We start from the raw sequence: 20,922 nt of genomic DNA, 5'->3' as shown, positions 1-20,922 counted from the left end.
GCAGACCGATGTCGCAACCCTTACTGAAAGTGACCGACCTGGCAAAAAGCTTTTCTGGCGTCTGGGCGCTAAGCAGCGCCCAGCTGACCGTCGGCGCGGGGGAGATCCACGCCCTGCTGGGGGAAAACGGAGCGGGAAAATCCACGCTGCTGAAGGCGCTTGCGGGCGCGCAGCCGCAAACCCGCGGGGATATCTGGTTCAACGGCGAAATGCTGCCGGTGGACGACTCTCCGGTGGAACGGCAGAACAAGGGCATTATCACCATCTATCAGGAATTCAACCTGCTGCCCAACATGACCGTCGCGGAAAACATGTTTCTCGGGCGCGAGCCGCGTAAACGTAATCTGATCGTCGACGAAAGGGCGGTAAATCAGGAGGCGCAGGTCATTCTCGATTACCTGCAGCTAAACGTTGCGCCGACCACGCCTGTCGCTCGTCTGAGCGTCGCCCAGCAGCAGATGGTGGAGATCGCCCGGGCGCTGACCCTCAACGCTCGCCTGATCATCATGGACGAACCTTCCGCCGCGCTGAGCGACAGCGAGGTGGAAAGCCTGCACCGCGTGGTGCGGGAGCTTAAAAACCGCGGCGTGAGCATTATTTACGTTACCCACCGCCTGCACGAAGTTTTCCAGCTCTGCGATCGCTTCACCGTATTTCAGGACGGCCGCTTCACCGGCACCGGCGCGGTGGCGGAGACCAACGTCGAACAGCTGATCCGCCTGATGGTCGGGCGCGACGTGGCCTTTAACCGTCGCCCCGCCAGCGAAACCCATCATCAAGACAAACCTGTCCGCCTGACGGTGAAGGGGCTGAGCCGCGAAAAGCCGCCGCTGGATCCGCACGGCATCGCCCTGCACGACATCAGCTTCCACGTCCACGCCGGGGAAGTTCTGGGCATTGCCGGGCTGGTGGGCGCGGGACGCACCGAGGTGGCCCGCTGCCTGTTTGGCGCAGACGCCTTTACCTCCGGGAGCTTTGAGCTGGACGGCGTGCCGTACCAGCCGCGCGACCCGCTGTATGCCCTCGACCAGGGCGTGGCGCTGGTGCCCGAAGACCGTAAAAAAGAGGGGGCGGTGCTCGGGCTGTCGATTCGCGACAACCTGTCGCTCTCGTGTCTCTCCTCGCTGCTGCAGTGGCGCTGGTTCGTGAACACCCGCAAAGAGGACGATCTGATTGAGTCCTATCGCCAGGCCCTGCAGATCAAAATGGTCAACAGCGCGCAGGAGGTGCGCAAGCTCTCCGGCGGTAACCAGCAGAAGGTGATCCTCGCGCGCTGCATGGCGCTCAACCCGCGGGTGCTGATCGTCGATGAGCCGACGCGCGGCATCGACGTGGGGACCAAATCGGAAGTGCACCAGGTGCTGTTTGACATGGCGAAAAAGGGCGTGGCGGTGATCGTGATCTCCTCCGATCTGCCTGAAGTGATGGCGGTGTCTGACCGGATCATCACCCTCAGCGAAGGCCGGGTGACCGGCGAGATCCACGGTGACGACGCTAACGAAGAACGGCTGATGACGATGATGGCCATCAACCACAACGCCCTGAACGCGGCATAACGGAGTTTCTCATGACGCAGATGATTTCTAAAACGCAGGCCCCGGTCAAACGCGCCGGACGCATCGATCCCATCGCCTTCTTCGAGCGCTTCGGGGTGTTGATTTTCATGATCCTGCTGCTGATCTTCTTCCAGTCGCAGAACAGCAACTTTTTCTCTGAACGCAATATTTTCAACATCCTGACTGAAGTCTCCATCTACGGGATCATGGCCGTGGGGATGACCTTCGTCATTCTGACCGCCGGGATCGACCTCTCCGTGGGCTCCATCCTGGCGGTGTGCGCCATGACCGCGGCGTACGTCATTAAGGGCGACAACTTCACCACCGTCGACCCGAACGCCTGGGGCGGCATGAGCTGGCTGATCGGGCTGGGGATTTGTCTGGCGATGGGCACGGCGATTGGCTTCCTGCACGGCCTGGGTGTCACCCGCCTGCGCCTGCCGCCGTTTATCGTCACCCTCGGCGGGATGACCATCTGGCGCGGCCTGACCCTGGTGATCAACGACGGCGCACCGATCGCTGGTTTCGACCCTGGCTACCGCTGGTGGGGACGCGGGGAGTTGCTCGGCATCTCCATTCCGATCTGGATCTTCGCCATCGTCGCCGTCGGCGGATATCTGGCGCTGCATAAAACCCGCTGGGGCCGCTTCGTCTACGCCATCGGCGGCAACCCGGAGGCGGCGCGCCTGGCGGGGGTTAACGTCAAGCGCGTGCTCGTCAGCGTCTACGTGCTGATCGGCTGTCTGGCCGGGCTGGCGGGCTTCATCCTGAGCGCGCGTCTGGGGAGCGCAGAGGCGGTGGCCGGGATCTCCTTTGAGCTGCGCGTTATCGCCTCGGTGGTGATTGGCGGCACCTCGCTGATGGGCGGCTACGGGCGCATCGGCGGCACCATTATCGGCTCCATCATTATGGGCATTCTGATTAACGGCCTGGTGCTGATGAACGTCTCGGCTTACTACCAGCAGATTATCACCGGGTTAATTATCGTTCTGGCGGTGGCGTTTGATACCTACGCCAAGAGCCGTCGCGGCGCACTGTGAGGATCACGATGAAAGAGGTTCGTATTGGATTGATTGGCACCGGGTATATCGGCAAGGCGCACGCTATCGCCTATGCCCAGGCCCCGACGGTGTTCAACCTGCGCGGCAGGCTGGTGCGCGAGATGGTGGCGGAAGTCACGCCGGAGCTGGCGGCAGAGCGCGCGCAGGCGTTTGGCTTTAACCGTTCAACGGGAGACTGGCGGGCGCTGGTGGCCGACCCGGCCATTGACGTGGTGGATATTTGCTCACCCAACCACCTGCATAAAGCGATGGCGCTGGAGGCGATCCGCCACGGCAAGCACGTCTACTCGGAGAAGCCTCTGGCGCTCAACGCCCATGATGCGCGCGAGATGGTCGACGCCGCGAAGCGGGCCGGGGTGAAAACGCTGGTGGGGTTCAACTACATGAAGAACCCGACGGCGCAGCTGGCGAAGGAGATTATCGCCCGCGGCGAGATTGGCGATGTGATCCACTTCTACGGCACCCACAACGAAGACTACATGGCCGACCCGCTGTCGCCCATCCACTGGCACTGCTTTAAAGAGACCGCCGGGCTGGGCGCGCTGGGCGACCTTGCGGCGCATATCGTCAATATGGCTCAGTACCTGGTGGGCGATATCGAGCAGGTCTGCGGCGATCTGAAGATCGTGGTCCCGGCGCGCCCGGCGAAGGCCGGATCGTCAGAGATGATTGCGGTGGAAAACGAGGATCAGGCCCACGCGATGGTGCGCTTCGCGGGCGGGGCGCAGGGGGTCATTGAAACCTCCCGCGTCGCCTGCGGCCGCAAGATGGGGCTCTCGTACGTGATCACCGGGACGAAGGGCTCCATCAGCTTCACCCAGGAGCGCATGGCGGAGCTAAAGCTCTATCTGCATGACGATCCGGTGAACCGTCAGGGGTTCCGCACGCTGCTCGTCGGCCCGGCGCACCCGGACTACGCCGCGTTCTGCATGGGCGCAGGCCACGGAATTGGCTTTAACGATCAAAAAACGGTGGAGGTGCGCGACCTGGTGGACGGGATTGCCGCCGACGCGCCGATGTGGCCGGACTTCGAAGAGGGCTGGAAGGTGTCGCGCGTGCTGGACGCGATTGCGCTCTCGCACCGGGAAGGCCGCTGGCTGAACGTGAACGACATTGTCTGATGAGGTATCAACGTGGAAAAGCAGTTTGATGTGATATGCATGGGCCGCGTGGCGGTAGACCTCTACAGTCAGCAGATTGGTGCCCGCCTGGAGGACGTGTCGAGCTTCGCCAAATACCTTGGCGGATCCTCCGGCAACGTGGCGTACGGCACCGCGCGCCAGGGCCTGCGCTCGTCGATGCTGGCGCGCGTCGGCGATGAACATATGGGCCGCTTCCTGCGCGAAGAGCTCAACCAGGTAGGCTGCGATACCAGCCATCTGATTACCGATAAAGAGCGCCTCACGGCGCTGGTGCTACTCGGCATTAAAGACCGGGACACCTTTCCTCTGATTTTTTATCGCGATAACTGCGCGGATATGGCGATTACCGCCAGCGATGTGGATGAAAGCTACATTGCCTCCGCACGTTGTCTTGCCATCACCGGGACCCACCTTTCTCATCCGCAGACCCGCGAGGCGGTGCTGACGGCGCTGGGCTATGCCCGCCGTCACGGCGTGCGCACGGTGCTGGACATCGACTACCGTCCGGTGCTGTGGGGGCTCACCTCCTTAGGCGACGGCGAAACGCGCTTTATCGCCGCCGACCAGGTCACCCGCGAGCTGCAGGAGGTACTGCACCTTTTCGACGTCATTGTCGGCACCGAAGAGGAGTTCCATATTGCGGGCGGCAGCACGGATACGCTGCAGGCGCTGGGGCAGGTGCGCGCCGTGAGTCACGCAACGCTGGTCTGCAAGCGCGGCGCGCTGGGCTGCTCGGTCTATACCGACGCCATTCCGTCCCGGCTGGACGACGGCCTGACGGTGACCGGCGTGCGCGTGGAGGTGCTGAACGTTCTCGGGGCGGGGGACGCGTTTATGTCCGGCCTGCTGCGCGGCTACCTGAACGACGAGGGCTGGGAGCAGGCGTGCCGCTACGCCAACGCCTGCGGCGCGCTGGTGGTCTCGCGCCACGGCTGCGCCCCGGCGATGCCGAGCAAAATCGAGCTGGATGACTATCTCTCCCGCGCTGCGGTTGTGCCGCGCCCGGATCTTGACCCGCGTCTTAACCATCTCCACCGGGTGACCACCCGCCGCCGCGAATGGCCGGAGCTGTGCGTGATGGCCTTCGATCACCGCAGCCAGCTCGAGGATATGGCGATGCAGTGCGGCGCGTCGCTTAAGCGCATTCCGGCGCTGAAGCAGCTGATCCTGCAGGCCAGCCGCGAGGCGGCGAGCAGCGCCGGGCTTGAGGGCAAAGCCGGCCTGCTGTGTGACGGCACCTTTGGTCAGGACGCGCTGAACGCGATCACCGGGGAAGGGTGGTGGATTGGTCGCCCCATTGAGCTGCCGGGCTCCCGCCCGCTGGAGATGGAGCACGGCAATATCGGCACCCAGCTTATCAGCTGGCCGCAGGAGCACGTGGTGAAGTGCCTGGTCTTCTTCCACCCGGAAGACGCCCATGGCCTGCGCCTGGAGCAGGAGCAGAAAATCGCTGAGGTGTACCACGCCTGCTGCCGGTCCGGGCACGAGTTGCTGCTGGAGGTGATCCTGCCCGCCAGCATGCCGCGCAGCGACGAGCTCTACCTGCGCGCCATCTCCCGCTTCTACAACCTGGGCATTTACCCGGACTGGTGGAAGCTGCCGCCGCTCTCCGCCGAGGGCTGGACGGCACTGAGCGAGATTATCGAACGCCGGGACCCGCACTGCCGCGGGGTGGTGATCCTCGGCCTGGACGCCCCGGCGGAACAGCTGCGCGCCGACTTCAGGGCCGCAGCGGGGCAGACGGTAGTAAAAGGCTTCGCCGTGGGGCGCACGCTGTTTGGCGACGCCTCCCGCGCGTGGCTGAAGCACGATATTGACGATGCGCAGCTGGTGGCGCGCATCCGGGACAACTACCTGCAGCTTATCGCCTGGTGGCGCGAGCGCGGACACGCATAATGGAGATAACAATGAGTGTGCAATTAGGCATTAACCCGCTGACGTGGACGAACGACGATCTGCCTTCCCTCGGTGCGGAAACCTCGCTGGAGACCTGCCTGAGCGAAGGGAAAGAGGCCGGTTTTGCTGGCTTTGAGCTGGGCAACAAATTTCCGCGTGAAGCGCGCCTGCTTGGCCCGATTTTGCAGCGCCACGACCTGCAGCTGGTCTCTGGCTGGTACTCCGGCCGCCTGCTGGAGCGCAGCGTGGAGGCGGAGATCGCCGCCGTTCAGCCGCACCTGACGCTGCTGCGCGAGCTGGGGGCGAAGGTGCTGGTCTTTGCGGAAGTGAGCGGCTGCATTCACGGCGAGCAGCAGACCCCGGTGCATCTGCGTCCGCGCTTCCCTCAGGCGCGCTGGAAGGAGTACGGCGATAAGCTCACCGAATTTGCCCGCTATACGCAGCAGCAGGGAGTCCAGATTGCTTACCATCATCATATGGGCACGGTGATTGAGTCCGCCGACGACGTGGACAACCTGATGACCCACACCGGAGAGGCGGTGGGACTGCTGCTGGACACCGGTCACCTGACCTTTGCCGGGGCCGATCCGCTGGCGGTGGCGCAGCGCTGGGCGTCGCGCATCAACCACGTTCACTGCAAAGACGTGCGCGCCGACGTGCTGGCGGACGTGAAAAACCGCAAAACCAGCTTCCTTGATGCGGTGCTGAGCGGCGTGTTTACCGTGCCGGGCGACGGCTGCGTCGATTACCCGCCGATCATGAGTCTGCTGAAGGCGCAGGACTATCGCGGCTGGCTGGTGGTGGAGGCCGAGCAGGATCCGGCGATTGCCCATCCGCTGACCTACGCTCGTCTGGGGTATAACAACCTGAGCCGCCTGGCGCGCGACGCCGGGCTTATTTGAGGAGGTGACATGTCACGTCTGTTATCACGCTGGCAGCAGCCGAACGCGGAGGGGCGCACTCAGTCCGTCACCCCGGAACGCGCAGGGTGGGGGTACGTCGGGTTTGAGGCGTATGAGCTGCAGGAGGGGCAGACGCTGACGCTGCCCGCCGTCAGGGGAGAACGCTGCCTGGTGCTGGTCGCCGGGCGCGCCTCTATCACCACGCCTTCCGCGCAGTTTAACGATATCGGCGAGCGGATGAGCCCCTTCGAGCGCATCAAACCGTGGGCGGTGTACGTCACCCCGCAGGAGACGGTGCAGGTGAAGGCGCTGACGACGCTGGAGCTGGCGGTCTGCGCCGCGCCGGGCAAGGGCACGCATCCGACGCGGCTGATTGCCCCGCAGGATATTGACGGTGAGGCGCGCGGTAAGGGTCACAACCAGCGCTATGTGCATAACATTTTGCCGGAAGACAAGCCTGCCGACAGCCTGCTGGTGGTGGAGGTGTGGACCAGTGAGGGCTGTACCAGCTCGTACCCGAGCCACAAGCATGACACGGATAACCCGCCGCAGGAGACTTACCTGGAGGAGACCTACTACCATCGCCTCAACCCGGAGCAGGGGTTCTGCATGCAGCGCGTCTACACCGACGACAGAACGCTGGATGAGTGTATGGCGGTCTACAACCGTGACGTGGTTATGGTGCCGAAGGGGTATCACCCGGTGGCGACGATGGCCGGGTATGACAGCTACTACCTCAACGTGATGGCCGGCCCGGTGCGCAAATGGATGTTTACGTGGGAAGAGGACCACGCGTGGATTAATCGCGATTATCCCGCGGATGGCGGGCGCTGAGGCTGTTTTTTGCCGGGTGGCGCTGCGCTTACCCGGCCTACAATTCGCAAAAAATTACTTTGCTTCAATCGCCTGCTCAATCGTCCGGGCAACGATCTGCGGCTGGCTCACCATTGACACGTGGCTCGCGGCCACCTCGGTGGTTTTCGCGTGGATCGTCTTCGCCATCGCGCGTTCAAGTGCCGGGTTAATCATCCGGTCATTCTTACTCACCACATACCAGTTCGGTTTGTTGTGCCACGCGGCGTGAGTCACTTTTTCTGCGAAAGCTTCGCCCTTTATTGGCCCCTGCGTGGCCGCAATGGTCTGTTGTTCACCCGGTTTCACGTCCGGCGCGAAATCCTTCCTGACGGCTTCCGTCGGCAGGTATAAATAGCCGTCCGCCGTTTTAGCGATGCCCGCGCTACCCGGCGGCGGCGGGTAGCTTCCTGCCAGATCCGCCGTCGACTGGCCGGAATCCGGCGCGAACGCCGCCACATAGACCAGCGATTTTACACGTGCATCGTTGCCCGCCTCGCTAATCACGGTGCCGCCCCAGGAGTGGCCTACCAGCACCACGTCGCCGTGCGCCCGGGCGATGGCCCGTTTTGTGGCGGCAACATCATCCTTAAGCGAGGTGAGCGGGAGCTGGACGGCAATGACCTCTGCGTGCTGTTTCTGCAGAAGGGTAATCACTTTATTCCAGCTGCTGCCGTCGGCAAACGCGCCGTGCACCAGCACGACGCTGGTTTTATTTTCCGCGAAGGCGCTGGCGGAAAGCGCCAGCAGGCCCGCCGTCAGTACAGACAGTGCTTTCATCTTCAGACTCCTTAAAAATGGTGGACCGCCGCGTGGGGCGGGACGGTAAATTCAATGGTTTTGTGGTCGAGCGGCTTGTGCGTCGGGTCAGCCAGAATGATCGTTACCTTGTGCTTGCCGGCGGGCAGCCCCACCAGGATCACCGGCTCGCCGCTGGCGTCAGCCCAGTGCCACGGCGCGCCGTCCACCACCACGTGAATGTGCCCGATGCGCGGGGTGACCTTGAGCGCCTCGGGGCCGAATACCGGCTCGATGCGCAGGTTTTCGGCCCGGTACTGAATAAACACCGCGCCTTTGCTCAGCGGCTCAGCAAGCGGCGGATCGACGATCAGTTTTGCAGGCGGCTGCGGCTGCGCCAGCGGAGCAACGGCGGCGGGGCCGTTAACGTCCGCGGCGCTCAGGTTGTCCAGCGTCGTGGCCTGGGCATGTGTTACAGAGGCCAGGACAAGCAGGGGTAAAATTGCGTAACGGCGAATCATGGTTCTCTCCTCATCAGTTCTGAATGACGACAGGGAAAGAAAACCATTTTTATGTATCGGAGATATTTGCCGGAGGGGGCGTTTTGTACCCGTTTGTCAGCGCGTCGCGCGGGATACAGTGCGATACAGTTTGCCCCCCGGGACGGTGCACGATCGCTATCGCCAGCCCGGCAATCACCAGCGTTAACCCCGTCGACACCCACATTGCACCCGCGATCCCCAGCGTTTTATTCAGCCACGCATAGGTAAACGGTGCGGCTGCCGCCATCAGCTGGCCCGGAATAAGCAGCATGCCCGTGCGGCGGGCATAGCTTTCCGTGCTAAACAGCTCCAGTGGCAGCGTGGCTTTTACTATGGTGACCAGCCCGTTGATGGCGCCGTAGCCCAGCACAAACCCGGCCGCGCACCAGACAAACAAGGTGCTGCTTATTCCCACAAGAAAACACAGCGGCATGGCAAGAGCGGTAAAAAGCGTAAGTTTGAAGGGGGTTAAGCGGCCACCTGCCAGCACCTCCAGCGAGCGCGCGCCCGTCTGGCCGATCCCCCACAGCATGCCGATGGCGACCGGCAGGCCAAAGTGGGCAATAAACTCCGGCAGATGGGTGGAGGTGCCGTTAGAGACAAAGGTGATAAGGGCGATGAAGGCCGCATAAAGCCAGGCGTTACGCCGCTCGTTGCGCAGGGGCGGTGCGATGGCCTTTGTGTTTTCCGTCAGCCGCTGCCGGGGAAGCGTGCGGATCAGCACTGCGCTCAGCAGACCAATCAGGGCATAAATGCGTAACGCGTCCTGCCAGCTCATGATGTGAAGCAGGCCATCGCCCAGCGGCCAGAAGACGGCGGAGGCCAGCCCGCCCGCCAGCGTGACGCGTGAGATCGTTCTTCGCGCCTGCTGCCCGTAGAGGTTGACCAGCGCGGCGAACAGCGCATCGTACAGCGACAGACGCATCCCAGTGCCAGCGACAATCCAGGCGCCGTACCAGCCATAAAGCGTCCGGCTATACGCCATTTCTGCGCAGCTTGCGGCGATCAGCAGCGTTCCGACCATCACCACTTTCTGCCCGCCAAAGCGTGCCAGCAGGCGGGCGACGAAAGGGGAGACCGCCGCCATCACCAGCATCGCCAGCGTTAGGCCGAGGTAAATCTGCGGTGATGACCATCCCCGGTCGGCTGAAATCGCCTGCGCAAAGGTGCCGGGCAGATAAAACGAGATCCCCCAGTTGATAAGCTGATTACATCCGGCAGTAAGGGCAAGGCGACGAGGCAGGGCAGGTGTTTCCATTGTTTTCATTCCGTTATGCAGTTGTCCTGAGCATAGCGAGCGCGGTATTGTGCTGGCAGGCCTGCAACCTTATGCGCGGTATAAGAGAAACTTTGAATGACGACGCTTAATCTTGGCTATCTCGCGACGTTTCGTCTGGTGATCCAGCGCGGCAGTTTTTCCGCTGCGGCGGATGTACTGGGCATTTCCCAGCCCGCCGTCAGCCTGCAGGTACGCCAGCTGGAGCAGTTTCTGCAAACGCGGCTGGTGGAGCGTACCGGGCGGGGCATTAAGGCCACGGCGGCAGGAGAGTCACTGCTGGTGCACGGAGAGCGCATTCAGCAGGTTGTGGACGAAACCCTGCGGTCCGTGAGCGCGTTCAGCCACGATGTCAGCGGGACCATTACTCTTGGCACGGGTGCGACGGCCTGTATCCACCTTCTGCCGCCCCTGCTGGAGCAGCTGCGCCGCGACTATCCGCTCCTGCGGGTGGGCGTAACAACGGGCAACACCCTCGACATCGTCAGGGCCATCGAAGAGAACCGTCTCGATATGGGGCTGGTGACGCTGCCGGTCAGCGGCAGAGCGCTGGACGTTATGCCGGTGATGGACGAGGAGTTTGTTTTTATCGCGTCGCGGGAACAGCAGGATGCTTTCAGCGAGTTAACCCCGGAGGCGCTCCATGCTCAGCCGCTGATCGCCTTTGAGTCTGGCAGCGGTACCCGGGCGCTCATTGATGGCTGGTTTGCGGCCAATGGGTTAGCGATCGCGCCGGTGATGCAGCTTGGCAGCATTGAGGCGATTAAGCGTATGGTTCGGGTGGGGCTCGGCTACAGTATCGTTCCGCGAATGGCGGTTGAGCATGACGCTGACCGTGAAGGGCTCTGCGTCATGTCGCTCACGCCCGTGCTGCAGCGACAGCTCGCCATCGTGATGCGGCAGGACAAGATCCTCAGCAAAGGGATCGCGGGGATTATTCGGCTGGTGCAAAACCCATCGCAGGGCTAGCGGTCAGCGGCGTCGACGTTCAGGCTGGACTGCTGCGACTGGATTTTGTCCTGATGGTGATACCAGGCGCCGATGGAAGAGTAAACGAAGCGGCCAAAGAAAAACAGAAAGCTGATGAGCAGTATAATGCGGGTCATCCGGGTGTTAAAACGGTGTCGTTTGCGCATACGCGTGGCCTGACTCACTCTTCTTTTTCCTGGGCATGCCCTACTGGGCGACGGGGATATTAAGGCACAGCGGAAAGAGAGGGTCAATTCCGTCATGTGTAAATAACCGTCAACGTTTACATTAATTATTGTTATTGAAATTAATATTTGCATTTACCATATTGATAATATGAAGAAAATTATTTCAAAAAAAAGCGGTGCAAAGCTTATTTGCGTAAAATAGTTTGATTTATGTCAACGGATTCCCGGCCCTGATATTTAAAATCCCTCCTCCATACCGTTTGCCCCGCACGTCGCCGGGCTGCGCCAGGTCAGGTTGGATGCCTGTCATTATTTTCCTTCTGGAGAAAAAGGGGTTTAACCGGGCATCTATGAACATTTTTGCTTTCCTGAAAAAGAATCAACACCGCTGGTGGGTATTGCCGCTTATTTTACCGGTGGTTTTACTTCCCGTACTGAGCGTGGCGAATACGTTCACGCACCTGGGCGACGGGATAGCGGCACTTTATTATTTACCGCTCTCGTTTTTGCTTTCGCTGATGATGTTTTTTGGTCTGGAAGCCCTTCCCGGGATCGTGTTGTCGCTGTTTATCCGCTATTACCCGTCGGTCGGGATGTTTGAAACTGTCGCCGGCGTGCTCCATTTTATTGTCCCTATAGTGCTTAGCTGGGGCGGCTACCGGGTGTTTGCGCCCAGACGCAATATGACGGCGTATGGCGACGTACGGTTGATGGCGCAGCGCATCTTCTGGCAGGCCTTCTGCCCCGCGACGCTGTTTCTGTTGTTGTTCCAGTTTGCGGTGTATTTGGGCGTGTATGAGAGTCGCCAGAGCCTGGCAGGGCTTAACCCCCTCAACATTCGCACGCTGATCAACTATCAGGCCTTGCTGGTCAGCGGTCTGACGGGCGTGCCGTTAAGTTATCTGCTGATCCGCCTGATTCGTCATCCGCGCTATCTCAAAAGCCTCATCTCGCAGATCCGTACCCAGATAGACAAAAAGGTGACGCGCGCTGAGTTTCTGATTTGGGCCATTGCGCTTGCCGGGCTGCTTTCGCTCCTGCTGCTGCCGATGAATGAAAACAGTTCGATTTTCACCACTAACTACACCCTGTCGCTGCTGATGCCGGTGATGCTCTGGGGAGCGATGCGCTTTGGCTATAAGCTGATTTCGCTTATCTGGATCCCGATACTGCTGGTGTCTATTCACTATTTTTACCGCTATATCCCCGTGAACCAGGGGTACGACATTCAGCTGGCAATCACCTCTTCCAGCTATCTGGTCTTCTCGTTTGTGGTGATCTACATGTCGATGCTGGCGACCCGGCAGCGGGCGGTGAACAAACGCTCCCGCAGGCTGGCGCTGCTCGACCCGGTTCTGCATATGCCTAACCTGCGGGCGCTCTCGCGCGATCTGGCGAAAAACCCGTGGTCGGCGCTCTGTTTACTCCGCGTTCCGGAGCTTGAAATTCTGGGCCGTAACTATGGCGTGTTACTGCGCATTCAGTACAAACAGCAGCTGGCGCAATGGATTAACGGCACGCTCCAGCCCAATGAGCAGGTCTATCACCTGACGGGCTGTGACATGGCGGTTCGCCTTAACGCCGAATCGCACCAGCAGCGGATTGAAACCCTGGACGAGCACATCAAGCAGTTCCGCTTTGTCTGGGACGGCATGCCGCTGCAGCCGCAGGTGGGGGTGAGCTACTGCTATGTGCGTTCGCCGGTTAACCACCTCTATCTGGTGCTGGGTGAGCTGGGGGTGGTGGCCGATCTATCGCTCTCCTCTAACCACCCGGAAAATCTTCAGCAGCGCGGCGCCGTCCATCTGCAGCGTAGCCTGAAGGATAAAGTCGCGGTGATGAGTCGCCTGCAGCGTGCGCTGGATAACAACGCATTCACGCTGCTCGTTCAGCCCGTACGCGGCCTGCGTGGCGATAGGTATCATGAGGTCTTGCTGCGGATGACTGATGCAAACGGGCTGTTGATCTCCCCTGAACAATTCCTGCCGATAGCCCAGGAGTTTGGCCTCTCTTCGCGGGTAGATTTGTGGGTGCTGGAGCATACGCTGCGCTTCCTCGCCGCGCATCGCGAACGGCTGCCCGGCCAGCGCTTTGCCATTAATCTGGCCCCTTCAACGGTGTGTCGGGTGCAGTTCCCGCTTGAGGTGAGTCGCCTGCTGGCGAAATATGCCATTGAGCCGTGGCAGCTGATCTTTGAAGTGACGGAGTGCAGCACCTTCTGCAACGCGGAGCAGGGGCTCCACATCCTGCGGCAGCTGCAGAAAATGGGGGTACGCATTGCGATCGATGATTTTGGTACCGGCTATGCGAGCTATGCGCGGCTGAAAAGCGTGGATGCGGACATTCTCAAAATCGACGGCGATTTCATCCGCAATATCGTCAACAACAGTCTGGATTACCAGATTGTGGCCTCTATCTGTCATCTGGCGCGCATGAAGAAGATGCTGGTGGTGGCGGAATATGTCGAGACCGAAGAGATACGTAGCGCGGTGCACGCGCTAGGCATTGATTATGTGCAGGGCTATCTGATTGGCAGACCGGCACCGCTTGAGTCACTGCTGGAAGCAGAGGCGTCCACGGCGGACGCCTGAGCCGTTACGCGGCGACGTCGGCGCTATCTTCCTCGATTTTGAGCATCCAGCCGGTGACCGCTTCCCAGTACTGCTGCTCTTTTTCCAAGTCCAGCAGGACCAGCGCGTTCTGGCTGAACCAGTCGTGCGGGAAGCTCAGCGTCCAGTGGTGATCGTCGGTTTTCAGCTTCAGCGTCGGCGGTGTGGTGGTGGCCTGACGCTGATTGTTCAGCAGCACGCCCAGGCGCAGCAGCTGAATAAGCGGCAGGAACTGCTTTTTCTTAAACAGCGTGAAGCGCGGCAGATCGTCGAGCTTGATGGCTTTACGGTGATAGCGCACCAGGGTCGCCATCATGGTTTGCTGCTCCTGGTTGAAGCCGGGCAGATCGCTGTTTTGCAGAATATACGCTGAATGGCGGTGCATCCCGCTGTGGTTGATGTTCAGCCCTACCTCGTGCAGCATCGCGGCCCATTTCAGCAGCGCGGCAAGCTGCGGGTGCGCCAGCTTGGGGTTCTGCTCCTGCCACTGCTCGTACATCTGCACCGTGGTTTCCAGCACGCGCTTCGCCTGCTCGCGGTCGATGTTGTACTGGTTGGCCAGGCTCTGCGCGGTGCGGCTGCGAATGTCCTGATGGCGGAAACGGCCCTCCATCTCATACAGCACCCCCTCACGCAGCGCGCCGTCGGAAAGGCGCAGCTCTTTAATCGCCAGGGCGTCAAACACGCCGCAGAGAATAGCCAGGCCCGGCACGAAGACTGCCTTACGCTCGTCGGAAAGCCCCGGCAGGCTTAGGGCGTCAAAACTTTTATGCTTCAGCACCTCTTCGGTCAGCAGGGTCAGGCGTTCAGGCGTGATAAAACCGTCTTTTTCACCCATCGCCAGCAGCACTTCATGCGCCGCCTTGATGGTGCCCGACGCGCCCAGCGCCACGTTCCAGCCCTGAATGCGGTACTGCCAGGCCAGATTCTCCAGCTTCTGGATCGCAGCCATTTTCGCCCGCTGGAAGTTTTCACGGGTAATGGTGCCGCCGGGGAAGTACATCTGCGCGAAGCTGACGCAGCCCATGCGACGGCTCTCCACCAGGCGCGGCTCAAAGTCTTCACCGATCACCAGCTCCGTAGAACCACCGCCGATGTCGATCACCAGCTTGCGCCCTTTTTCCGGCTGGGTATGTTCAACGCCCATGAAAATCAGACGCGCCTCCTCGTTACCGGAGATGATCTCAATCGGGTAGGGGATCACTTTTTCGGCCCGCTTGAGGAACTCCGGCGCGTTCAGCGCCTGGCGCAGCGTGTGGGTGCCCACGATGCAAACGCTGGAGGGCGAGAAGCCCTGCAGGCGTTCGGCAAACAGCGACAGGCAGTTTAAACCACGCTCCATCGCCTCTTCGCTGAGCATGCTGCGCTCATCAAGCCCATCCGCCAGGTGTACGCGCTGCTTCAGACGACCGATGATCTGCAGCGCGCCATCCACCTCACGGGCGATGACCATGTGAAAACTGTTAGAGCCAAGATCGACCGCGGCGTATTCCTGCGGGCGTGGGGTCTTATCATTTATCGGCATAGGTTAATCGGGTTGCTCGAGTGATTTGATATAGTCGTAAATCGCCAGCTGTGACCGCACTTTACGGCGGTTGCCGCGCGGTACGTAGCGGTTACTGAGTTCTTTGTCGATATAGCGCGCCTTCACCGTATCGCTGAACAGGATCTCGATAATGTCGAGGATACGCTGTTTCAGACGCGGATCCAGCAGCGGCGTCGCGACTTCAATTCGATAGTCAATATTGCGCGTCATCCAGTCTGCCGAAGAGAGATAGACCTGCTTATCGCCCGCATTATCGAAAATATAGACCCTATCGTGCTCCAGGTAGCGGTCAACGATGCTGATAACGCGAATATTGTCGCTGATGCCTTCCAGTTCCGGAATAAGCGAGCACATGCCGCGGATCAGCAGGTTAACCGGCACGCCGGAGCTGGACGCCGCATACAGCCTGTCCACCAGCCCTTTATCGACCAGGTTGTTAAGCTTCAGCGTGATGCCGGACGACAAGCCTTTCTGCGCATTGGCGATCTCTTTATCGATCATATCGTACAGCAGGCGGCGCGAGTTCTGCGGTGAGACCAGCAGATAGTCGAAGCTGACCGGGCGGTACGGGTTTTCGATAAAGTTAAAGACCCGGCGCACTTCGTTGGTAATGCGGGCGTCAGCGGTTAAGAGCGAGTAGTCGGTATAAATCCGCGCGGTTTTTTCGTTAAAGTTCCCGGTGCCGATGTGGGCATAGCGCACCACGTCATCCCCCTCTTTACGCGAGATCAGGAACAGTTTGGCGTGAATTTTCAGACCCGGCGCGGAGAAGATCACGTGCACGCCCGCTTCCGTCAACCGGCGCGCCCAGTGAATGTTTGCCTCTTCGTCGAAGCGCGCCTGCAGCTCAACCACCACGGTGACTTTTTTGCCGTTGTGTGCCGCGTGGATCATCGCATCGATGATGCGGGAATCTTTTGCCACGCGGTAGATATTGATTTTGATCGCCAGCACGTTCGGGTCGAACGAGGCCTGACGCAGCAGCTCCAGCACGTGTTCAAAGGTGTGGTACGGGTAGTAGAGCAGCACGTCGCGCTCGCGGATAGCGTCGAATCCGTTGCGGAATTTATCGAACCAGATATGACGCAGGCGCGGCAGCGGTTTGTTCACCAGATTGGCTTTGCCAACGTTCGGGAAGCCAATGAAGTCTTTAAAGTTGTGGTAACGGCCACCCGGCACGATGGAGTCATAGCGCGAAATGGTCAGCTTCTCGCGCAGCATCTCCACCATGGCGTCCGGCATATCGCGCTGATAGACAAAGCGCACCGGCTCAGCCGTCAGACGCTGTTTCAGGCTGGAGGACATCAGCTCCATCAGGCTGGCTTCCATCTCGTGCACCAGGTCATATTCGGCGTCACGGGTCATCTTCATCGAGTAGGCGTTTAACGCATCGTAATCGAAGAAGCCTTTGAAGATGTCGTCCAGGCAGTAGCGCAGGATGTTATCCAGCAGGATCATCGGCTTGCGTCTGCGCGGGGTTTCCGGCGGCAGGTTCACGAAGCGCGGCACCTTGTCGGACGGGATCTCCAGCAGGGCATAACGGATGGATTCACCGCGAATAATTTCCACCGCCAGGTAGGTGTAGTCATCCTTCAGGAACTGCACCAGATCGGTTTCGCGGTTGATCAGAATCGGGGTAATGTGCTGGCGCAGGTACTGTTTAAAGTAGTGGCGCAGCCAGTTTTGTTGGTTAACGGAAAGCTGACGTTCGTTAATCAGGAATATTTGATTGCGCGCCATCTCCAGCAGCAGTTCGTTATACAGGCCGTCAAATTCCTGATCGGCTTTCAGCACGCGGGACTGGATTTTGCCCAGCAGATGCCGCGAGTGCGAGTTTAAGCCCTGTTCTTCGCTGATGATGATGCGTCTTTTCAGCTCGGCAAAGCGAACCTTGTAGAACTCATCCAGGTTGTTGGAATAAATGCCTAAAAAACGCATGCGTTCGATCAGCGGGTTACTTTTGTCTGCCGCTTCCTGGAGTACACGTTCGTTAAATGCTAACCAGCTTAGCTCTTTCTCGATATATAACTTTTCCTGACCCATTACAGCTCACACTCCAGTTCAATCACAGGACGTGGTAAATCCGTCTCGTCCTTATTATGGCGAGCATTTCCACGATATGTCCAACAGTGCCAGAAAAGTATGACAGTTATTTTTTTTGTTGGGGAATTTAGCGGGTTGGGGGAGGGAATATCGGGTAAGCGAAGCGCCACCCGACATAGCAAACTACTCTTCGGCCGCATAACCCTGCGGGGGCAACTTCACGCCATCCAGCCAGGCTGCGCCGTCGCGCATTTCGAGACGCCCGTCGACAAACCAGCTTACCACCAGCGGGTAAATGGCGTGCTCCTGCGTCTGCACGCGTTCGGTCACGTCGTCTTCGTTGTCGCCGTCAAAGACCGGGACTTTCGCCTGCAGGATCACCGGGCCACCGTCCAGCTCGTCGGTCACGAAATGGACGGAGGTACCGTGCTCCTCGTCACCGTTTTCCAGCACCTGACGATGGGTATGCAGGCCGGGATATTTTGGCAGCAGGGAAGGGTGAATATTCAGCAGTCGACCGGCGTAGTGTTCGACGAAGGCTGGGCTCAGAATACGCATATAGCCCGCCAGCACCACGAGGTCGGGCGCGTAGGCGTCAATCTCCTGCACCAGCTCGCGGTCAAAGGCTTCACGTCCGGCGAACTGGCTGGCTTCCAGCGCGTGAGCGGGAATGTTCGCTTCCCGCGCGCGCTCAAGACCGAACGCGTCGGCCTTGTTGCTGAAAACTGCCCGAATGGTGCCATTGATTTTCTTCTGTTTGCAGGCGTCTATGATGGCCTGCAAATTGCTTCCGTTGCCGGAAATGAGCACCACGATGTTTTTCATTCAATGACCACACGCTGTTCGGAATCGGAGGCTTTAATCGTACCGATTTTCCACGCGTTTTCACCTTTCTCGGTCAGCAGCTTAACCGCTTTATCCGCTTCGCTTGCCGGCAGGGCGATAACCATGCCCACGCCGCAGTTAAAGGTACGGTACATTTCGTGAGAGCTCACGTTGCCTGCAGTCTGCAGCCAGTTAAAGACGGCTGGCCACTGCCATGAGGATTCGTCGATCACCGCCTGGGTGTTGTCAGGCAGCACGCGCGGGATGTTTTCCCAGAAGCCGCCGCCGGTCAGGTGAGCAATAGCGTGAACGTCAACGTTCTCGATAAGCTCCAGCACGTTTTTCACATAGATGCGGGTTGGGGCCAGCAGGTGGTCGGCCAGCGGTTTACCGTCCAGCTCGGTGGTCAGCGGATCGCAGCCGCTTACTTCGAGGATTTTACGCACCAGAGAGTAGCCGTTAGAGTGCGGGCCGCTGGAGGCCAGCGCGATCAGCACATCGCCATCGGCCACTTTGCTGCCGTCGATAATTTCTGATTTTTCTACTACGCCGACGCAGAAGCCCGCGACGTCATAATCTTCGCCGTGGTACATGCCCGGCATTTCAGCGGTTTCACCGCCCACCAGCGCACAGCCGGACTGCAGACAGCCTTCGGCGATACCGTTAATGACGCTGGCTGCGGTATCCACATCCAGTTTGCCGGTCGCGTAGTAATCGAGGAAGAACAGCGGCTCTGCGCCCTGAACCACCAGGTCGTTCACACACATCGCAACCAGATCGATACCGATCGTGTCGTGACGTTTTAAATCCATCGCCAGGCGCAGCTTGGTGCCTACGCCGTCAGTACCCGAGACCAGAACAGGTTCACGATATTTTTGCGGCAGCGCGCACAGTGCGCCGAATCCACCCAGACCACCCATCACTTCCGGGCGGCGGGTTTTCTTCACCACACCTTTGATTCGGTCAACCAGCGCATTACCTGCGTCAATATCAACACCGGCATCTTTGTAGCTGAGAGAAGTTTTGTTGGTCACGGCTTAAATCCCCACGCGATTGCATAGCTAGTAAGAAAAATCGGCGCAATTCTAACAGTCCAGGCAAACGTTTGCGAGCCTATTCTGGACGTGGGGATCTTTTTTTCTGTATAGCCCGCAAATGCAGCCAAACTTGACTCCGTTCACGAAAATGAAACCGGTTTCGGCGATCTGCTTGCAACGAATATCCCCTTTGCACATCATCGAACTGAAACCGGTTTCTGTAATTGTTTTTGCAGAAAATAACGCAGAATGAGGGAAAGCGAATGTCAGGATTCAAAGCAGATTTTCTGTGGGGTGGGGCCGTTGCAGCTCACCAGCTTGAGGGCGGCTGGAAAGAGGGCGGTAAGGGCGTAAGCGTTGCCGACGTCATGACCGCGGGCGCCCACGGCGTGCCGCGTGAAATCACCAACGGCGTGCTGGAGGGGAAAAACTACCCTAACCATGAGGCTATCGATTTCTACCACCGTTATAAAGAAGACATCAAACTCTTTGCCGAGATGGGGTTCAAATGCTTCCGTACCTCCATCGCCTGGACGCGTATCTTCCCGAAAGGCGACGAGCTGGAGCCGAACGAGGCGGGCCTCAAATTCTATGACGATCTGTTCGACGAATGCCTGAAGTACGGCATTGAACCGGTTATTACGCTTTCCCACTTCGAGATGCCGTTCCACCTGGTGACGGAATACGGCGGCTGGCGCAACCGTAAGCTGATCGACTTCTTCGTGCGTTTTGCAAAGGTCGTTTTTGAGCGTTACCAGCACAAGGTGAAGTACTGGATGACCTTTAACGAGATCAACAACCAGGCCAACTTCCACGAAGACTTTGCGCCATTTACCAACTCCGGGCTGAAGTACGCGCCGGGTGAAGACCGCGAGCCGGTGATGTTCCAGGCGGCGCACTATGAGCTGGTGGCCAGCGCCCTGGCGGTGAAGGCGGGGCGCGAGATTAACCCGTCGCTGCAGATCGGCTGCATGATTGCCATGTGCCCCATCTACCCGCTGACCTGTGCGCCGGACGACATGATGATGGCGATGAACGCCATGCACCGTCGCTACTGGTTTACCGACGTTCACGTGCGCGGCAAATATCCGCAGCATCTGCTCAACTACTTCGAACGTCGCGGCTTCGCGCTGGATATTACCGAAGAAGATAAGGCGGCGCTCACGCAGGGCTGCGTGGATTACATCGGGTTCAGCTACTACATGTCTTTCGCCACCAAAGCGACGGCAGATAACCCGGCGCTGGACTACGACGAAAGCAAGAGCCTGGTCTCCAACCCGTACGTGCAGAAATCCGACTGGGGCTGGCAGATTGATCCGGTCGGGCTGCGCTACTCTCTGAACTGGTTCTGGGATCACTATCAGCTGCCGCTGTTTATCGTTGAGAACGGCTTTGGCGCGATCGACGTGCAGGAGAGCGACGGCACGGTGAACGACCAGTACCGCATCGATTACCTTTCCGCGCACATCCGCGAGATGAAAAAAGCGGTGGTGGAAGACGGCGTGGATCTGATGGGCTATACCCCGTGGGGCTGTATCGACCTGGTGTCTGCCGGAACGGGCGAAATGAAAAAACGCTACGGCTTTATCTTTGTCGATAAAGATAACGAAGGTAACGGCACCCTGAACCGCAGCAAGAAGAAATCGTTCGACTGGTATAAGCAGGTGATTGCGAGCAACGGCGACAACCTCTAATTGTCGGGTGGCGCTAACGCTTACCCGACCTACAATACACGTAGGC

17 protein-coding genes are annotated in these 20,922 nt (G+C 59.4%); 9 read left to right on the top strand and 8 right to left on the bottom strand.

From position 1 onward, the window contains the following. Positions 1-8: 8 nt before the first annotated feature. Genes IM271_RS07100 through iolB form a run of 6 tightly spaced genes read left to right on the top strand, consistent with a single transcriptional unit; the run spans position 9 to position 7,391 of the window. Positions 9-1,556 (top strand): sugar ABC transporter ATP-binding protein, encoded by a 1,548-nt coding sequence (locus tag IM271_RS07100; RefSeq protein WP_126818698.1) that lies wholly within the window; start codon positions 9-11, stop codon positions 1,554-1,556. 11 nt (positions 1,557-1,567) lie between these two features. Beyond that, positions 1,568-2,596, top strand: a complete 1,029-nt coding sequence (locus tag IM271_RS07095) for an ABC transporter permease (RefSeq protein ID WP_028014045.1) — start codon at positions 1,568-1,570, stop codon at positions 2,594-2,596. Positions 2,597-2,604: 8 nt separating this feature from the next. Further along, positions 2,605-3,738, top strand: a complete 1,134-nt coding sequence (locus IM271_RS07090; protein WP_193052384.1) for a Gfo/Idh/MocA family protein — start codon at positions 2,605-2,607, stop codon at positions 3,736-3,738. 12 nt (positions 3,739-3,750) lie between these two features. Then, positions 3,751-5,655: a 5-dehydro-2-deoxygluconokinase gene (gene iolC, locus IM271_RS07085; protein ID WP_193052383.1), complete on the top strand. Its 1,905-nt coding sequence runs from the start codon at positions 3,751-3,753 to the stop codon at positions 5,653-5,655. Between the two features lie 11 nt (positions 5,656-5,666). Continuing rightward, positions 5,667-6,557: a myo-inosose-2 dehydratase gene (iolE, locus tag IM271_RS07080; RefSeq protein ID WP_193052382.1), complete on the top strand. Its 891-nt coding sequence runs from the start codon at positions 5,667-5,669 to the stop codon at positions 6,555-6,557. A 9-nt stretch (positions 6,558-6,566) separates the two neighbouring features. Further along, a complete protein-coding gene (iolB, locus tag IM271_RS07075) occupies positions 6,567-7,391 on the top strand; it encodes a 5-deoxy-glucuronate isomerase (protein WP_193052381.1) in 825 nt (274 codons plus the stop codon). A 54-nt stretch (positions 7,392-7,445) separates the two neighbouring features. On the opposite strand, the gene IM271_RS07070 is transcribed toward iolB, so the two are convergent. Genes IM271_RS07070 through IM271_RS07060 form a run of 3 tightly spaced genes read right to left on the bottom strand, consistent with a single transcriptional unit; the run spans position 7,446 to position 9,947 of the window. Then, on the bottom strand, positions 7,446-8,189 hold the full coding sequence (locus IM271_RS07070) for an alpha/beta fold hydrolase (RefSeq protein WP_193052380.1): 744 nt from the start codon (positions 8,187-8,189) through the stop codon (positions 7,446-7,448). An 11-nt stretch (positions 8,190-8,200) separates the two neighbouring features. Then, complete coding sequence (locus tag IM271_RS07065; RefSeq protein ID WP_193052379.1) at positions 8,201-8,668, bottom strand: DUF6130 family protein; 468 nt, start codon at positions 8,666-8,668, stop codon at positions 8,201-8,203. Positions 8,669-8,717: 49 nt separating this feature from the next. Continuing rightward, entirely contained in the window at positions 8,718-9,947 is a 1,230-nt protein-coding gene (locus IM271_RS07060) for an MFS transporter (RefSeq protein WP_193052378.1), read from the bottom strand. Positions 9,948-10,043: 96 nt separating this feature from the next. Here IM271_RS07060 and IM271_RS07055 point away from each other — a divergent pair, with 96 nt between their 5' ends. Further along, positions 10,044-10,934, top strand: coding sequence for a LysR family transcriptional regulator (locus tag IM271_RS07055; protein WP_193052377.1), 891 nt, complete (start codon positions 10,044-10,046; stop codon positions 10,932-10,934). On the opposite strand, the gene IM271_RS07050 is transcribed toward IM271_RS07055, so the two are convergent. After that, entirely contained in the window at positions 10,931-11,101 is a 171-nt protein-coding gene (locus IM271_RS07050; protein ID WP_023337595.1) for a YfgG family protein, read from the bottom strand. The two genes, IM271_RS07055 and IM271_RS07050, sit on opposite strands and share 4 nt — an antisense overlap. A 371-nt stretch (positions 11,102-11,472) precedes the next feature. Between IM271_RS07050 and IM271_RS07045 the strand changes: the two genes are divergently transcribed. Continuing rightward, positions 11,473-13,713: an EAL domain-containing protein gene (locus IM271_RS07045; protein WP_028014035.1), complete on the top strand. Its 2,241-nt coding sequence runs from the start codon at positions 11,473-11,475 to the stop codon at positions 13,711-13,713. Between the two features lie 4 nt (positions 13,714-13,717). Here the strand turns inward: IM271_RS07045 and ppx are convergent, their stop codons facing one another. From ppx to purM, 4 genes are all read right to left on the bottom strand, one after another. Next, the gene (gene ppx, locus IM271_RS07040; RefSeq protein WP_028014034.1) at positions 13,718-15,256 is read right to left on the bottom strand and encodes an exopolyphosphatase; all 1,539 of its coding nucleotides are present in this window, start codon (positions 15,254-15,256) and stop codon (positions 13,718-13,720) included. A 3-nt stretch (positions 15,257-15,259) separates the two neighbouring features. After that, positions 15,260-17,320: a polyphosphate kinase 1 gene (gene ppk1, locus IM271_RS07035; RefSeq protein ID WP_028014033.1), complete on the bottom strand. Its 2,061-nt coding sequence runs from the start codon at positions 17,318-17,320 to the stop codon at positions 15,260-15,262. Between the two features lie 183 nt (positions 17,321-17,503). Then, a complete protein-coding gene (purN, locus tag IM271_RS07030) occupies positions 17,504-18,145 on the bottom strand; it encodes a phosphoribosylglycinamide formyltransferase (RefSeq protein WP_028014032.1) in 642 nt (213 codons plus the stop codon). Continuing rightward, positions 18,142-19,179, bottom strand: coding sequence for a phosphoribosylformylglycinamidine cyclo-ligase (purM, locus tag IM271_RS07025; RefSeq protein ID WP_008501643.1), 1,038 nt, complete (start codon positions 19,177-19,179; stop codon positions 18,142-18,144). Before purM ends, purN begins: the two co-directional genes overlap by 4 nt. Positions 19,180-19,445: 266 nt before the next feature. Between purM and IM271_RS07020 the strand changes: the two genes are divergently transcribed. Continuing rightward, positions 19,446-20,876 (top strand): 6-phospho-beta-glucosidase, encoded by a 1,431-nt coding sequence (locus IM271_RS07020; RefSeq protein WP_028014031.1) that lies wholly within the window; start codon positions 19,446-19,448, stop codon positions 20,874-20,876. Positions 20,877-20,922 lie beyond the last annotated feature (46 nt).

The organism is Enterobacter cloacae complex sp. I3, from assembly GCF_014896175.1.
GTDB classification, from domain to species: domain Bacteria; phylum Pseudomonadota; class Gammaproteobacteria; order Enterobacterales; family Enterobacteriaceae; genus Enterobacter; species Enterobacter bugandensis.
This window is presented reverse-complemented; position numbering and strand designations above follow the sequence as displayed.

Excerpts from the sequence above, each read along its gene's own strand:
- iolE (WP_193052382.1), top strand. The coding sequence starts at position 5,667 with ATGAGTGTGCAATTAGGCATTAACCCGCTGACGTGGACGAACGACGAT.
- IM271_RS07055 (WP_193052377.1), top strand. The coding sequence starts at position 10,044 with ATGACGACGCTTAATCTTGGCTATCTCGCGACGTTTCGTCTGGTGATC.
- IM271_RS07045 (WP_028014035.1), top strand. The coding sequence starts at position 11,473 with ATGAACATTTTTGCTTTCCTGAAAAAGAATCAACACCGCTGGTGGGTA.
- IM271_RS07065 (WP_193052379.1), bottom strand. The coding sequence starts at position 8,668 with ATGATTCGCCGTTACGCAATTTTACCCCTGCTTGTCCTGGCCTCTGTA.
- IM271_RS07020 (WP_028014031.1), top strand. The coding sequence starts at position 19,446 with ATGTCAGGATTCAAAGCAGATTTTCTGTGGGGTGGGGCCGTTGCAGCT.
- iolB (WP_193052381.1), top strand. The coding sequence starts at position 6,567 with ATGTCACGTCTGTTATCACGCTGGCAGCAGCCGAACGCGGAGGGGCGC.
- IM271_RS07095 (WP_028014045.1), top strand. The coding sequence starts at position 1,568 with ATGACGCAGATGATTTCTAAAACGCAGGCCCCGGTCAAACGCGCCGGA.
- ppk1 (WP_028014033.1), bottom strand. The coding sequence starts at position 17,320 with ATGGGTCAGGAAAAGTTATATATCGAGAAAGAGCTAAGCTGGTTAGCA.
- IM271_RS07070 (WP_193052380.1), bottom strand. The coding sequence starts at position 8,189 with ATGAAAGCACTGTCTGTACTGACGGCGGGCCTGCTGGCGCTTTCCGCC.
- IM271_RS07060 (WP_193052378.1), bottom strand. The coding sequence starts at position 9,947 with ATGGAAACACCTGCCCTGCCTCGTCGCCTTGCCCTTACTGCCGGATGT.
- purN (WP_028014032.1), bottom strand. The coding sequence starts at position 18,145 with ATGAAAAACATCGTGGTGCTCATTTCCGGCAACGGAAGCAATTTGCAG.
- IM271_RS07100 (WP_126818698.1), top strand. The coding sequence starts at position 9 with ATGTCGCAACCCTTACTGAAAGTGACCGACCTGGCAAAAAGCTTTTCT.
- ppx (WP_028014034.1), bottom strand. The coding sequence starts at position 15,256 with ATGCCGATAAATGATAAGACCCCACGCCCGCAGGAATACGCCGCGGTC.
- IM271_RS07050 (WP_023337595.1), bottom strand. The coding sequence starts at position 11,101 with ATGCGCAAACGACACCGTTTTAACACCCGGATGACCCGCATTATACTG.
- IM271_RS07090 (WP_193052384.1), top strand. The coding sequence starts at position 2,605 with ATGAAAGAGGTTCGTATTGGATTGATTGGCACCGGGTATATCGGCAAG.